This is a genomic window from Flavobacterium sp. Root186 (assembly GCF_001428525.1).
Lineage (GTDB): Bacteria > Bacteroidota > Bacteroidia > Flavobacteriales > Flavobacteriaceae > Flavobacterium.
Window position 1 is genome coordinate 539,211 of the sequence record NZ_LMHW01000013.1, and the last position, 15,177, is coordinate 554,387.

Genomic DNA, 15,177 nt, shown 5'->3' on the forward strand with positions numbered 1-15,177 from the left:
ATAAAATGGAAGAAAGCCAGCTTTTACCCAATTTATTTAGAACAGAGTACCGAAAAATAGTTTCGGTACTCTGTTATTTATTCGGAATTGAAAATATCGAAATCGCCGAAGATATTACCAGCGATACATTTCTTGCTGCAACAGAATTATGGAGCGTAAAAGGAATTCCTGAAAATCCAACGGCATGGCTTTATACCGTTGCAAAAAACAAAACAAAAAATTACTTAAAACGCGATACGCTCTTCGAACAAAAAATTGCTGTTGAAGTAAAACACAATGCCAATAAATGGGAGGAAATTGAAATTGATTTATCAAATAAAAATATTTTCGACAGTCAGTTAGCCATGATTTTTACAGTTTGCAACCCTGTAAATTCTGCCGAAGCGCAAATTGCATTAGCACTAAATCTATTATGCGGTTTTGGAATTCAGGAAATTGCAGACGGTTTTTTAACCAATAAAGAAGTTATTTATAAACGAATTAACCGCGCTAAAGAAAAACTGAAAGAAGCCAATGTAAAAATTGAACAGCCCAACAATTCTGAAATTAACAGCAGACTAGAAAATGTCTTAACAACCCTGTATTTATTATTTTCAGAAGGTTATTATTCGACTTCTCAAAACACTATTTTGCGAAAAGATGTTTGTGCCGAAGCGATGCGTTTAACTTTTTTATTAATCGAAAATCCAGCTACAAATCTGCCGCCAGTAAATGCATTGCTTTCATTAATGTGTTTTCATTCTTCAAGATTTGACGCAAGAACAAACAGTGACGGAGAAACGATCTTATATCAAAATCAGGATGAAACACTCTGGAACCGGGAACTTATTGAAAAAGGCACTTATTTTCTTGGCAAAGCATCAACCGGAAACACTCTTACGAAATACCATCTCGAAGCCGGAATTGCTTATTGGCACACACAAAAAGAAGATTCTACCCAGAAATGGGAAAATATATTACAGCTTTACAACCAATTATTAATTCTTGAATATTCCCCAATTGCAGCGCTCAACCGCACATTTGCTTTAGCCAAAACAAACGGAAAACAAACTGCCATTATTGAAGCAGAGAAATTAAACCTAAACGAAAATCATTTTTATTATTCCTTATTAGGAAACTTATATACTGATATTGACAATAAAAAAGCACTCGAACATTTCGAAAAAGCTCTACAGCTGGCTAGTTCCATTTCTGACAAAAACATCATAAAACAAAACATCGATATACTGAAAATATAGTTCAATCTCCAATTTACTTTGTCAGTTCCATTCAGTTTTTATTTGTAATTTAGATTTCTTAAAATGTATGTTCAAAAAACAATCTTAGAGCAGCATTTAAAAAATTATTAAAATACAAATACAAAAATGGCTTCATTTATTAAAGAAATCTCTTTTCGCTGGTCCGATCTTGACCCAAATTTTCACGTTCGTCATAGTGCTTATTACGATTTTGGTGCACAGCATCGTATCGAAATTCTCGAAGAACTCGGTTTAACATTAAGAGTAATGCAGACACAGGGTTTTGGTCCCGTTTTATTTAGGGAAGAATGTGTTTTTAGAAAAGAATTAAAACTTTCAGACAAAATATTTATTCATACCAAAACATCAAAAATGAAAGCCGATGCTTCGCGCTGGTCCATCATTCACGAATTTAGACGAGAAGATGATACACTTTGCGCTACCATTACAGTCGACGGCGCATGGATGGATACCAAACTTAGAAAACTGGCTTCTCCAACTCCCGAAATTGCAATTCAGGCACTAAGTATTTTCCCAAAAAGTGATGATTTTGTTGGATTGTAAAACACAAAACAAATGAAGTATTCTATAGCGTTTTTAATTTTTCTGGTAGTTTTTACAAACTGTGAATCGCCTAAATCTAAAAAGGAAAACACGAACGAATCGCCTAAAACTCCAAAAGAAATTGTTACAGCTTATTTAGCTGCAACGAATCATTTTGATTTTGAAACGGCAAAAGAATTCGTGATTCTTAATAAGGGTAATTTAATAAATTTAGAAACCCTTAAAAAGATGGAAAAAAGCATGCCGGATGATCAAAAAGCCAGATTTCTGGATATGGAAAAAAACGTTAACTATTTCGAAAAAGAAATTACAGATTCGACTGCCCAGATAATTGTTTCGCCAAATCAGGATATTGCTATGCCTATAGAATTCAACCTGAAAAAATTAAACAAAAAATGGTTAATCGAATCTGTAATTTTACATTAATGCAAAAATTCTCAAAACTATGATCGATTTTGTAAAAGACTTTAGAATAGGAATTTTCATTGCTATTATAGCCGTTACAACAATAGTTTTAGGCTCGATAACAGAAAAAGTGCTTCGCTATTTTTTATATCGAAAATTAAGTGATAAAGAATATGATGCAACCGGATTTAAGTTTCTAAAACATTTAATTATAACGGTAATTTATATTCTGGGATTAGCTTTTGCATTAATCCAAATTCCGGAATTTAAAATAATCGGACATTCCTTTTTAGCAGGTGCGGGTGTTATTTCGCTGGTTGCAGGTTTAGCTTCACAGCAGGCTTTGAGCAATATTGTCAGCGGAATATTTCTAGTGATTTTTAAACCATTCAGAATCAATGACAAAATCACAATCAATAATTTTGTGGGTACAGTTGAAGACATCAATCTAAGGCAGGTAGTTTTAAAAGATGCCGAAAACAACAGAATTATAATTCCAAACTCTGTTATCAGCAATCAGATTATTGTCAATACCAATATGCACGATACCAAATGCTGTAAAATAATCGAAATAGGAATTGGCTACGAATCAAATATCGAAAAAGCATTAGAAATAATGCAGGATGAAATCGCCAAACATCCGCTTTTTATTGATACCAGAACTGCCGAAAATAAAAAACAAAAAACGCCTTTGGTCGTGGCAAGAGTTGTGGCTCTAGCCGATTCGAGCGTAACATTAAAAGCGTGGGCGTGGGCAAAAAACTCTACAGACGGTTTTGTAATGTATTGCGATTTACTGCAAAGCATCAAGAAACGTTTTGATGAAGCTGAAATTGATATTCCGTATCCGCAAAGAGTTATTACGTTTAAAAATAGCACTAATGAAACCTTCGGAAAGTAAACCAATCGAAACCCTGCACCTCTTTCCTATTCTCGATCGTTTATTAATTGATCTTTTAAAATCATTAAGCGAAGAAGAATGGAATGCAAAAACGGTTGCTAAAAAATGGACAGTAAAAGATATTGCTTCTCATTTATTAGATGGAAATTTAAGAGGTTTATCGATATCCAGAGACCAATATTTTGGAGAAAAACCAGAAAACATTAATTCATACAGCGATTTGGTTAATTTTCTAAATCAGCTTAATATGACGTGGACAAATGCTACGAAAAGGCTGAGTCCAAATGTCATTATCAATTTATTAGAAACTACAGGAAAAGAATATCACGAGCATTTGCAAACATTAAATCCTTTTGAAAATGCCATATTTTCGGTTGCGTGGGCGGGCGAAGAAACGTCGCTGAACTGGTTTCATATTGCGAGAGAATATACAGAAAAATTTCTGCATCAACAGCAGATAAGAGAAGCCGTGGGAAAACCGGGACTTTTAACCAAAGAATTATTTTATCCGTTCATTCATATTTTTATGCAGGCTTTGCCAAATGCATATAAAAATACAAATGCAAAAAACGGCACAATTGTAAGCCTGATCATTACTACAGAAATTGGCGGGCAATGGAATATTATGAAAGAAGATGAAATTTGGAAATTTATTGATGATCCAGATCAGCCTGATGCAATCATCAAAATAGACCCAAACGATGCATGGCTTTTATTTTCTAAAGGAATGACTCCGGCAGATGCAAAGGAAAAAATAGAAATTATTGGTGATAAACTACTTGCCGAAACAGCTTTAAATATTGTAGCCGTAATGGCATAATTATATCTTAATCGCTTTTTTCTGATAATTTTAAGAGTTTAACTTTTGGTTTTCAAAATGCATAGCGGTAAATTTATAATCCTTAAAAAACTGCATCACAATGAAAATTATAAAACTCATCCTATTAGTATTACCCTTATTTTGTTTTTCGCAGGAAGAAAAAATAAGGCAGCTAGATATTAATTTAAGTAATTATGAATATCCATTTCCAGTTCAGTTTTTAGAATTGAATAATCAGCGCCAAAATTTAAAAATGGCCTATATGGATATTAAACCAGACAATTACAATAATAAAAATATTGTTTTACTTCACGGAAAAAATTTCAACGGAGCCTATTGGGAAACTACAATAAAAGCTTTAACAAAAGAAGGATTTCGTGTAATTGTTCCGGATCAAATTGGTTTTGGAAAATCATCAAAACCAGATAATTTTCAGTATTCATTTCAGCAATTTGCTGAGAATACTAAAAAATTACTCGATCATCTAGGCATTACAAAAACAACGATTCTAGGACATTCTATGGGCGGAATGTTAGCCACGAGATTTACTTTGATGTATCCTGAAACTGCCGAAAAATTAGTTCTGGAAAACCCAATTGGTTTAGAAGACTGGAAACTTGTAGTTCCCTATAAACCTGTCGATTGGTGGTTTGAATCTGAGTTAAAACAAAATTATCAGGCCATCAAAAAATACCAAATGGAAAATTATTACGATGGAAAATGGAATGCAGATTACCAAAAATGGGCTGAACTTGCCGCTGGCTGGACATCTGCTCCGGATTATAACAAAGTTGCCTGGAATTCTGCTCTAATGTATGATATGATTTTTACACAGCCTGTTTTATACGAATTCAAAAACATCAAAAGTCAAACGCTTTTAATCATCGGAACAAGAGATAAAACCGCAATTGGAAAACCTTTAGTTTCTGAAGAAATTCGGAAAACAATGGGTAATTATGCTGAATTAGGCAAAAAAACTCAAAAAGCGATTCCCAATTCTAAATTGGTAGAAGTCCCAAATACAGGACATTTACCTCATATCGAATCTTTCGATCAATTTATAAAACCATTAATCGTATTTTTGAAATAATAATTTTTTGTTCGCCACGAATTACACTAATTTTTTATTTAAATAAAGCTGAAAAATTAATTCGTGAAAATTCTTGAAATTCGTGGCAGACTTTAACTATAACTAATCTAAAAATTAAAATAATATGTTTACAATCGATCAAATCAAAGAAGCACATGCTAAAGTAAAAAGCGGAGCTGATTTTCCAAATTATATACAAGACTTAATCATTCTGGGCGTAAAAGGTTATGACACTTTCGTGAATGACGGACACGTTGAATATTATGGTGTAAATGGTTATTCTGTTACATCTGATGAAAAATATAATCCAATTTCGATTGCCGTAAGCGTCAATAAAGAACTTTTTATCGAATTTTTGGTAAAACACCAGCAAGGAGAAACAGATTATCTTACTTTTTGCAGCCATGCCGGACAATGCGGAATTGCAAAATGGAGAGTTGACATTATTGAAATGACCTGCACTTATTTTGACAGCGCAGAAAACGAAATATTAATTGAAAAAATTCCAGGTTAATCTAAAAAATCGATGGCAAATTTTAATCCAATTTATTCGCTGACTAAAAAAGCTGTTTTAGTTCTGTTTTTTTTAGCAAGTTTTTCAGGTTTTTCTCAGCACAAAAAAGAAAAATCAAAGTTTAAAGTAATTGCTTTTTATACAGCAAAAAATGATCAGGCGCACATAAGTTTTGTGCATGAAGCCAACAAATGGTTTCCAAAAATAGCCGAAGAGAATCATTTTGTCTACGACTCTACAGATAATTGGAATAATCTAAACGCAAAATTTTTAGCCAATTATCAAGTTGTTCTATTTTTAGACACAAGACCGGAAACTCCTGAACAGCGCGAAGCTTTTCAAAAATATATGGAAAACGGCGGCGGTTTCATGGGCTTTCATTTTTCGGCCTTTGCTTTAAACGATTCAAGTTATCCTCAAAACTGGGATTGGTATCATAATACCTTTTTAGGTTCTGGTGAATACGGAAGCAATACCTGGAGGCCGACATCAGCAGTTTTAAGAGTCGAAAATCAGCATCCGGCAGTCAAAAATCTGCCTAAAACTTTTACTTCTGCACCAAACGAATGGTACAGATGGAGCAACGATCTTAGAAAAAATCCGGATATAAAAATTCTTCTGGCAATTGACGAAAGCAGTTTTCCTCTAGGAACCGGGCCAAAAGCACATGAAATTTGGCATGAAGGATATTATCCTGTAGTTTGGACAAACAAAAACTACAAAATGCTTTATGTTAACATGGGGCATAATGATATTGATTATGAAGGCGGAACCAACAAAACGCTTTCGTATACTTTTGAAAATAAAACAGAAAGCAAATTCATTCTTGATGCGTTGCTTTGGTTAGGAACATCTAAAAAATAAATTCATTAAAAATGGCTTCCAAACTTTCACCCATTATAAACACTGAAGAATTATTAAACCTTAATTCCTCAGAAATCATTTTAATCGACGCCAGAGCAGGAATGAATGCCGAGGAAAATTTCAAAACTGAACATTTAAGAGGTGCTCGTTATGTTGATTTAAACAAAGATCTAGCAACGGTAGAAAATGATCCTGCAAATGGCGGAAGACATCCTTTGCCTTCTTTTTCAAAATTTTCTGAAGTGCTCTCGAAACTCGGAATTACTCCTTCTTATCATGTTGTAATTTATGATGATAAAAATGGCTCAAATGCCGCCGCAAGATTTTGGTGGATGCTAAAAGCCGCAAAACATGAAAAAGTTCAGGTTTTAAATGGAGGTTTGCAAGAAGCTGTAAAAGCCGGTTTTCCTCTAAGTTCAGAAATAGAAAATTTTGAAACAACTGAAAACTATCCAATTTCAGAATGGAATTTAAAAACCGCAGCTATTGAAGAAGTTGAAAAAGCCCGAAATAACAGCGAAAATATTGTAATTGACGTAAGAGACAAAAATCGTTTTGACGGACTTACAGAACCTTTAGATTTAATTGCCGGACATATTCCGGGTGCTGTAAATGTTCCGTTTAGTGAAAATCTGGACGATAATGGTCTTTTCAAATCTCCTGAAGTTTTATCCAAAAAATATGCTGAAGTTTTAAATAATAAAACTTCAGCAAATGTAATCGTACATTGCGGTTCCGGCGTTACGGCTTGTCATACTTTATTGGCTTTGGATTATGCAGGAATAGAAATTCCAAAACTTTATGTAGGCTCCTGGAGCGAATGGTCAAGAAATGACCGAGAAATGGCAGCTAAAAAATCAGAATAAACTTTTTTTTTGCCACTCCCAATAGCTATCGGGATCACAGATTAAAGAGATTAATCCTTCAATCTTTAGCAAAAAAATATATAGCTATTAATACACAATATAAAAATAATGCAGCATTGGGATATACTTTTATCGAATCAGGTAAATAAAAAAGCATTTATAGACAGTTTACTTAACGGAGAAGCAAAAGGAGAATTAGCCGTTTTTAATACTCAAAAAGGAATTTTATTCTCAGACATTGCAATCGAAAAATTTATAGAAAAAGAATACCAATACGACAGCGTAGAAGCATCTCCTGAATCACACAGGCAATTACGAACGTTTTCATCTGGCGAACGTAAAAAAGAATTTTTAAAATACTGTATTAATCAAAAACCGGATTTTATCATTTTCGATAATCCGTTTGATCATTTAGATCAGGCTTCAAGAGTAATTTTAGCCGATTCATTAAAAGATTTAACGAATGAAATTGCTATAATCCAGCTGCTAAATCGTGTTGTTGATGTTCTTGAATTTGTTCCCAACAAGGCACAGATAAACGATAATACATTTGAATTACATCCAATTTCAAAAACCGAGAGTCATTTTAAAACCTTAAATACAGCTACAATTCCAAAAGCAATTGAGCCGCATTCCTTCCACGAAATTGTATTAATAAAACTGGAAAATGTTTCGGTTAGTTATGACGAAAGAAAAATTCTCGACAACATTTCGTGGACAATTAAACAAGGTGAATTCTGGCAGTTAATTGGACCAAACGGCTCGGGAAAAAGCACCATTTTATCTTTAATTACAGGCGATAATCCGAAAGGATTTGGTCAGGATTTATTTTTATTCGGAAGAAAAAAAGGAAGTGGAGAAAGTGTTTGGGATATCAAAAAACAAATCGGAATTTTTGCAACTTCAATGACCGATTTATTTCAAAAAGGACATACTTTAGAAGAAATGATTCTTTCCGGATTTTTCGATTCTATCGGACTTTATATTGAACCGACAACGCATCAAAAGCAAATCGTATCGCAATGGCTCGAAGTAATCGAAATGACGCATTTAAGAAAAAAACGTTTCATTGATCTTTCCATCGGTCAGCAAAGAGTGGCGTTAATTGTCCGTGCTGTTTTAAAACATCCTCCCTTATTAATTTTAGATGAACCGGTAGAAGGTCTGGACGACGAAAATGTAGATTTAGTAATTCAGCTAATCAACACAATTAAACAGGAAACAAATGTTACGATTTTGTATGTTTCACACCGCATAGAATCCGGCCTCGCTCCTACTTCTATTTTCGAACTTCTGCCAAATCCAACAGGATCACTCGGTAAAATAAAATAGCATTCAGAATTAAATTAAAACACGAATTCCACTAATTTACACGAAAATTAATGTGTGTAAATTAGTGGAATTGGTGTTCTATAAAAAATTATCTAATTTTCTAATTGACAAATTATCTAATTAATTCTCGTCATCTTCCGTATTATGTGATTTCACATAAGTACGCCATTTTTCAATACAATCCTGAAAATCCTGCGGTAACTCTGTATCAAAACGCATCATTTCTCCCGTATTAGGATGAACGAATCCAAGCGTTTTAGCATGCAGCGCCTGACGTGGCAAAGCTTTAAAACAATTCTCTATAAACTGTTTGTATTTTGTAAACGTAGTTCCTTTCAAAATCAAGTGCCCGCCGTAACGTTCGTCATTAAACAACGGATGCCCGATATGCTTCATGTGCGCACGAATTTGGTGTGTTCTTCCGGTTTCCAATTTGCAGGAAATCAAAGTTACGTAACCAAAACGCTCTAAAACTTTATAATGTGTTATTGCCGGTTTACCAATTTCAGGATCAGCAAAAACAGCCATTTGCATGCGGTCTTTTAAATGTCTGGCAAGGTTTCCTTCAATCGTTCCTTCTTCATTTACAACATTTCCCCAAACAAGGGCAATATATTCACGTTCAGTTGTTTTAGCTTCAAATTGTTTTGCCAAATGTGTCATTGCCGCTTCTGTTTTGGCAACAACTAAAAGTCCGGAAGTATCTTTATCAATTCTGTGAACCAAACCAGGGCGCTCGCTGCTGTTCATTGGCAGATTATCAAAATGATGTGCCAAAGCATTTACCAAAGTTCCCGTATAATTTCCGTGACCCGGATGCACAACCATTCCCGGCTCTTTATTGATTAATAAAAAGGCATCATCTTCATACACAATATTAATCGGAAGGTCTTCCGGCAAAATATGGTTTTCAAATGGCGGATGCGATAACATAACTGTAATCACATCAAGAGGTTTTACTTTATAGTTTGATTTTACCGGAATATCATTTACAAAAATATTTCCGTCAGTTGCTGCGTTTTGAATTTTGTTACGCGTAGCATTCTGAATCAAATTCAGTAAATATTTGTCAATACGTAAAAACGCCTGACCTTTTGGGACTTCAAATCTGTAATGCTCGAATAATTCGTCTTCCAGATCTAAATTTTCAATATTATTGTTCATCTTTTGGGGTTTCTGCCGGTACAGCTGTACTATCTGCTGCCTGACTGTCATCTACATAACTCGCTTTTCCGTCACCTAAAACCAAATCAATTTTAGACGCTTTCAAAACACGGTCTCCTACTTTTAAATTTCTGCCTTTTAAACGCATTTCCAAAACCATATCTTTTCCAAGATTCGGAATATAAGTAATCGTTCCCGGCTCAAGTCCTAAAGCCTTTAAAGTTGGAACCGCTTCACGATACGTTTTTTCAATTAAATCAGGAATTTTCACAGACGAAAATCCCGAAGAATTAATTTTGATATATATTTTTCTTCCTACTTTCACTTTAGTTCCCGGCAGCGGATCCTGCTCTACAACACTATATTTCGGAAATTCACTTCGGTAATCAACACTATCCAAAAGTACATAATCTAAGTCCAGTTCATCCAGTTTTTCTTCAACTTGTTCTTCAGTCAGTCTTGCTAAATTAGGAACAGCAATTTCGTGTCCGTGATCAGTTGTAAAAGTCAACCAATGCATAAACAAATAAACCAAAACCGCAACAATAGCAGCCGCACTTAATACTTGCAAAAAAAACACTCGGCTAGTTAAATACTTACGTAAACTCATAAATTTATTTTTAGTTGTCGCAAAGATAAAGTATTTCATTTCAAAAAAAATGATAATTTTGTTTAAAACAAGAAAGTCCTAAATTGGGTACACAAGCCTAGTGAATACTGGATGTAAATGGCACACAGATTTTACAGATTCAAACAGATTTCAAAAAAAAATTCGTGACAATTTGTGCAATTCGTGGCAAAAACCTGAAACAAAGAATACCTTAAACCTGAAAAAAAATATAAAACAAATCATATAAATGAAAAACATTGCCATCATCATGGGCGGATATTCAAGCGAATATAAAATTTCGCTAATCAGCGGAAACGTTGTGTTCCAATATCTTGACAAAACAAAATACAACGGATTTCGAATTCATATTTTTAAAGAAAAATGGGTTTATGTAGACGCAAACGACGCCGAATTCCCAATTGACAGAAACGATTTTTCTGTAACGGTAAATGGCGAAAAAATCACTTTCGACTGCGTTTTCAATGCCATTCACGGAACTCCGGGCGAAGACGGACTAATGCAGGCTTATTTTGAATTATTAGGCATTCCGCAATCTTCTTGTGATTATTACCAATCAGCATTGACTTTCAATAAAAGAGATTTATTATCTGTTTTAAAACCATACGGAATCAAAACCGCTATTTCTTATTACTTAAACAAAGGTGACGAAATCAATACGCAGGAAATCGTTAAAAAAGTAGGTTTGCCATGTTTCGTAAAACCAAACAAAGCGGGTTCAAGTTTTGGAATTTCAAAAGTAAAAACCGAAGCTGAACTTCCAATCGCGATTGAAGTGGCTTATAAAGAAGACAATGAAATTATTATTGAAAGTTTCCTTGACGGAACTGAAGTTTCTGTCGGCGTGATTAATTACAAAGGAGAAGTTATCGTTTTACCAATTACCGAAATTGTATCTGACAATGATTTCTTTGATTATGAAGCCAAATACGAAGGAAAATCACAAGAAATCACCCCAGCCAGAATCTCTGACGAACTGACAAAAAAAGTAGGCGAAACAGCAAAACGTGCTTACGAAGTCTTAAAAATGAAAGGATTCTCCAGAAGTGAATTCATCATTGTAGACAACGAGCCATATATGCTTGAAATGAACACCATTCCAGGTTTAACAACCGAAAGTTTGATTCCACAGCAAGCAAAAGCAGCCGGAATTTCTCTGGAAGAATTATTTACAAATGCGATTGAATTAGCTTTGGCATAGTTCCTAAGATACTAAGGTTCTGAGATTCTAAGATTTCAGAACCTTATTTTTTTATAATAAAATCAAAAAAATAACAAAATTTAAACACACTAAAAGGAATATGCTATTTCTGATTGGAACGAAAGATTCAAATGTAAAAAATGGAATCCTGTTAAATGAAAAATGTCCAAAATGTGAAACGGTAGATTCATTGCATTTTAGCATTTACAAAAGGTACACTCATGTGACTTTAATTCCTTTATTTCCTGTTGGAAAATCTGTTTTTATAAACTGTATACATTGTGGTGAAAATTTTGATTATGAAGATTTACCAGAAAGTGCTCAGTTTAAATTAAAAAATGAGAAAGTAAAGAATTCACTTTGGATGTTTACTGGATCTATTATTTTAGTATTCTTCCTTATTTTTACAATTAATAATTATTTTAATGATAATGAAACAGACAGATTAATAAAAAATCCAATTGAAGGAGACATATACAATTTAAAATTTTCAAACGGTTATTATTCAAATATGCGAATTGACAAAGTGAACAATGATAGTATATATACAACTCATAATAACTTTGATGCCTACATGCCATACGAAATTGATGATTTAGATAAATCTCAAAACTATACGAACAAAAAAGTAAATTATTCGAGAAAAGATATTCTAAAGCTTTATGATGAAGGAGATATTATCAAAGTTCGTCGAAAATTAAATAACTTAAATTTAAGCAACTAAAAACAAAAACTTTACCTTCTAATTATTATTTAATTAAGCTCATAAAACAGAACCTTAGCACCTAAAAAAATGAAAGAAATCTTCGAATGGAATAGACTATTTTTTAATGAACTGCCACAAGTTTTCCTTTTGGAAGTAATATTTCGTTCAACAGTAATGTTTACTATTTTACTGCTAACGTTAAAACTGGCAGGCAAAAGAGGTGTAAAACAATTATCGATTTTCGAAACCGTAATCATCATTGCATTAGGTTCTGCTGCCGGCGACCCAATGTTTTATGAAGATGTTGGAATTGCTCCTGCAGCCATTGTTTTTTTAGTTATTATCATTTTGTATCGTTCTGTAACATGGCTTACCGGAAAAAGCAAAAAATTTGAAGAGTTTATAGAAGGCAAAACCGAATGTTTAATTAACGACGGGAAATTTTCTATAACGAGTTTTAAAAAAGAAACTTTGGCACAAGACGAATTTTTCTCAGAACTTCGCGTAAAATCAATCGAACATTTAGGACAGGTAAAACATGCCTTTATTGAACCAAGCGGCGAAATAAGTGTATTTTTCTATGAAGAAAAAGATGTAAAATACGGCTTACCTATTTTACCAGCTTTGTTCAATAAAAAAAGTAAAATAATTTCAACAGACGGAATTTACGCCTGTACTTTCTGCGGTCATACACAAGAAGTTAAAAAAGAAACCACAAACTGCGAAATCTGTAAAAAAGACGAATGGGTTTCGGCAATAAAAACACTTAGAATAACATAAAATAAATTACAATCCCGAAGTTTCGGGATAAATTCCAAATTCCAAAGCAAAGCTTCAACACAATTATTAAAAACTTTGAACCTTTGCAACTTTGAACCTCTGAACCTCAAAAAAAAATGAGAAAAGCAATATTTCCGGGCTCTTTTGACCCTATTACACTTGGACACGAAGATATCATCAAAAGAGGGATTTCTTTATTTGATGAAATCGTAATTGCCATTGGTGTCAACGCCGAAAAAAAATACATGTTTTCACTAGAAGAAAGAAAACGCTTTATTGAAGAAACCTTTAAAGATGAACCAAAAATTTCGGTTATTACTTACGAAGGATTAACCATAGATTTAGCCAAAAAACTAAAAGCAAATTTCATTTTAAGAGGCTTACGCAACCCTGCCGATTTCGAATTTGAAAAAGCTATTGCACACACCAACAGACGTCTTTCTAAAATCGAAACAGTATTTTTATTAACTGCAGCAAAAACATCTTATATCAGTTCAAGTATTGTTCGTGATGTATTACGAAATGGCGGTGAATATGAATTATTGGTTCCGGATGCGGTTAGAATCAAGAAATAAAACACATGCAAAGTCATTGAGAGAAACGAAGCAAACGCACACTATGTTTTTGCTCAGCTAAAATTAAGCAAGTGAGATTGCTTCGTTCCTCGCAATGACCAAAAACGATAAACTTGCAAGCCAAGCAAATTATAAGTAATTTCGCATTTTTAAAACAAACAATAAATAATGAGCATCGAAAGAGAATTAAGCAAACGAAGCGGATCTAAATGTGAACTTTGCGGCGCCGAAGAAAACCTAAAAGTATACCAAGTATTACCAACTCAAAAAGGTGGGATTGACGAAGCTATATTAGCTTGTAATACCTGTATTGACCAGATTGAAAATCCTGATAATGTCGATTTAAATCACTGGAGATGCCTTAACGACAGTATGTGGAATGAAAATATTCCGGTTCAGGTAGTTGCCTGGAGAATGTTAAGCCGTTTACGTTCTGCCGGCTGGCCTCAGGAATTATTAGATATGATGTATTTAGACGAAGATACACTGGCGTGGGCACAAGCAACTGGCGAAGGCGAAGATGACGAAAATAAACTGGTTCACCGCGATAGTAATGGCGTTGTTTTACAACACGGAGATTCTGTTGTTTTAATTAAAGATCTTAAAGTTAAAGGATCAAGTATGGTGGCTAAACAAGGAACTGCCGTAAGAAACATTCGTCTGGATCACGAAAACGCTGAATACATCGAAGGAAAAGTTGATGGACAGCAGATTGTTATTATTACACAATACGTGAAAAAGATATAGTTTTTTTTAAAGGTGCTGAGGTTCTAAGATTCTAAGTTTTTTTTATAATACTGAATGTCTAACCGCAAAGCACGAAAAAGTTAACGCAAAGTTCGCAAAGTTTTATTCACAAAGCTTTGCAGACTTTGCTCTTTTATAAAAGCTTTAAATTAAAAAAAACTTAGCGTGCTTTGCGTTAAAATCAAAGCAACGGTAAGCAACCTGAAACCTGAAACAAAGAAAACCTAAAACAAAAAAAGGCCGTTCAAAAACTGAACGGCCTTTTCAATATATTGTTTTTGACAACAAATTACTTTTGGAATAATTTGCTGATTTGATCTTTTACAAATGGTTCAGATACACTGTTTGTAGCGGCATCTCTGTCTTTACTAGAAACCATAAACTGAACTGTAGCTTTGTCTGGAACAACATTTCCTGTATAGTGTAACCAAATGTAGTTGTTTGGTAATTCTAATTTAATATCATACAAAGGAGAAGCCGTAAAACCTCCTATAATAATGTTGTAAAGATTTGTGTAATCATTATCAACATTTTTAAATGTAAATTTTCTCAAACTTGAAGCGTCATCTTCGTTTTGAATACTTGTGTAATAAACTGTGTATTCGTCTCCAATTTTCTGAATGTAGTTGTTATTTACTTTTCCTAATTTCTCAACAGGAACTGTCTCAAGAACTTTGATTTGTGCAAATGATACAAAACTAAAGAACAAAATGGCAATGGTAATAATCTTTTTCATAGTGGATTTGGGGTTTACAATTTTACTGCAACAAAAAAACACAGAA

The 15,177-nt window shown here is 33.6% G+C and carries 18 protein-coding genes; 15 read left to right on the forward strand and 3 right to left on the reverse strand.

Features of this window, described 5'->3' with window-relative positions:
- Window positions 1–5 precede the first annotated feature (5 nt).
- The 10 genes from ASD98_RS15640 (at window position 6) to ASD98_RS15685 (ending at window position 8,594) form a co-directional block, all read left to right on the forward strand.
- Window positions 6–1,238: an RNA polymerase sigma factor gene (locus ASD98_RS15640; RefSeq protein ID WP_056206021.1), complete on the forward strand. Its 1,233-nt coding sequence runs from the start codon at window positions 6–8 to the stop codon at window positions 1,236–1,238.
- 126 nt (window positions 1,239–1,364) lie between these two features.
- Window positions 1,365–1,802 (forward strand): thioesterase family protein, encoded by a 438-nt coding sequence (locus ASD98_RS15645; protein WP_053473514.1) that lies wholly within the window; start codon window positions 1,365–1,367, stop codon window positions 1,800–1,802.
- Between the two features lie 12 nt (window positions 1,803–1,814).
- Entirely contained in the window at window positions 1,815–2,228 is a 414-nt protein-coding gene (locus ASD98_RS15650) for a hypothetical protein (protein ID WP_056206023.1), read from the forward strand.
- A gap of 19 nt (window positions 2,229–2,247) precedes the next feature.
- Entirely contained in the window at window positions 2,248–3,108 is an 861-nt protein-coding gene (locus tag ASD98_RS15655; RefSeq protein WP_056206025.1) for a mechanosensitive ion channel family protein, read from the forward strand.
- Window positions 3,089–3,928 carry a maleylpyruvate isomerase N-terminal domain-containing protein gene (locus tag ASD98_RS15660; RefSeq protein WP_056206028.1) on the forward strand — a complete coding sequence of 280 codons (840 nt, stop codon included), beginning with the start codon at window positions 3,089–3,091 and terminating at the stop codon, window positions 3,926–3,928. The genes ASD98_RS15655 and ASD98_RS15660 overlap by 20 nt, the downstream gene beginning before the upstream one ends.
- 100 nt (window positions 3,929–4,028) lie before the next feature.
- Window positions 4,029–5,018 (forward strand): alpha/beta fold hydrolase, encoded by a 990-nt coding sequence (locus ASD98_RS15665; RefSeq protein WP_056206029.1) that lies wholly within the window; start codon window positions 4,029–4,031, stop codon window positions 5,016–5,018.
- A gap of 124 nt (window positions 5,019–5,142) precedes the next feature.
- The gene (locus tag ASD98_RS15670) at window positions 5,143–5,532 is read left to right on the forward strand and encodes a DUF1398 domain-containing protein (RefSeq protein WP_056206031.1); all 390 of its coding nucleotides are present in this window, start codon (window positions 5,143–5,145) and stop codon (window positions 5,530–5,532) included.
- A gap of 12 nt (window positions 5,533–5,544) precedes the next feature.
- Window positions 5,545–6,396, forward strand: coding sequence for a ThuA domain-containing protein (locus tag ASD98_RS15675; protein ID WP_056206033.1), 852 nt, complete (start codon window positions 5,545–5,547; stop codon window positions 6,394–6,396).
- Window positions 6,397–6,407: 11 nt separating this feature from the next.
- A complete protein-coding gene (locus ASD98_RS15680; protein WP_056206034.1) occupies window positions 6,408–7,262 on the forward strand; it encodes a sulfurtransferase in 855 nt (284 codons plus the stop codon).
- Window positions 7,263–7,370: 108 nt separating this feature from the next.
- The gene (locus ASD98_RS15685) at window positions 7,371–8,594 is read left to right on the forward strand and encodes an ATP-binding cassette domain-containing protein (protein WP_056206036.1); all 1,224 of its coding nucleotides are present in this window, start codon (window positions 7,371–7,373) and stop codon (window positions 8,592–8,594) included.
- 120 nt (window positions 8,595–8,714) lie between these two features.
- On the opposite strand, the gene ASD98_RS15690 is transcribed toward ASD98_RS15685, so the two are convergent.
- Window positions 8,715–9,758, reverse strand: a complete 1,044-nt coding sequence (locus ASD98_RS15690; RefSeq protein ID WP_056206038.1) for an RluA family pseudouridine synthase — start codon at window positions 9,756–9,758, stop codon at window positions 8,715–8,717.
- On the reverse strand, window positions 9,748–10,368 hold the full coding sequence (locus ASD98_RS15695; RefSeq protein WP_056206039.1) for a PASTA domain-containing protein: 621 nt from the start codon (window positions 10,366–10,368) through the stop codon (window positions 9,748–9,750). The genes ASD98_RS15690 and ASD98_RS15695 overlap by 11 nt, the downstream gene beginning before the upstream one ends.
- Window positions 10,369–10,615: 247 nt before the next feature.
- On the opposite strand from ASD98_RS15695, the gene ASD98_RS15700 reads away from it, so the two are divergent.
- The 5 genes from ASD98_RS15700 (at window position 10,616) to ASD98_RS15720 (ending at window position 14,395) form a co-directional block, all read left to right on the forward strand.
- Entirely contained in the window at window positions 10,616–11,587 is a 972-nt protein-coding gene (locus ASD98_RS15700; RefSeq protein WP_056206041.1) for a D-alanine--D-alanine ligase, read from the forward strand.
- Window positions 11,588–11,687: 100 nt separating this feature from the next.
- Window positions 11,688–12,311 (forward strand): hypothetical protein, encoded by a 624-nt coding sequence (locus tag ASD98_RS15705; protein ID WP_056206043.1) that lies wholly within the window; start codon window positions 11,688–11,690, stop codon window positions 12,309–12,311.
- Window positions 12,312–12,380: 69 nt separating this feature from the next.
- Window positions 12,381–13,073 (forward strand): DUF421 domain-containing protein, encoded by a 693-nt coding sequence (locus ASD98_RS15710; RefSeq protein WP_056206045.1) that lies wholly within the window; start codon window positions 12,381–12,383, stop codon window positions 13,071–13,073.
- Window positions 13,074–13,189: 116 nt separating this feature from the next.
- The gene (gene coaD / locus ASD98_RS15715; protein ID WP_056206047.1) at window positions 13,190–13,648 is read left to right on the forward strand and encodes a pantetheine-phosphate adenylyltransferase; all 459 of its coding nucleotides are present in this window, start codon (window positions 13,190–13,192) and stop codon (window positions 13,646–13,648) included.
- Between the two features lie 168 nt (window positions 13,649–13,816).
- Window positions 13,817–14,395: an alkylphosphonate utilization protein gene (locus tag ASD98_RS15720; protein ID WP_056206048.1), complete on the forward strand. Its 579-nt coding sequence runs from the start codon at window positions 13,817–13,819 to the stop codon at window positions 14,393–14,395.
- Between the two features lie 289 nt (window positions 14,396–14,684).
- Here ASD98_RS15720 and ASD98_RS15725 read toward each other — a convergent pair whose 3' ends face one another.
- Window positions 14,685–15,131 carry a hypothetical protein gene (locus ASD98_RS15725; protein ID WP_056206050.1) on the reverse strand — a complete coding sequence of 149 codons (447 nt, stop codon included), beginning with the start codon at window positions 15,129–15,131 and terminating at the stop codon, window positions 14,685–14,687.
- Window positions 15,132–15,177: the final 46 nt, after the last annotated feature.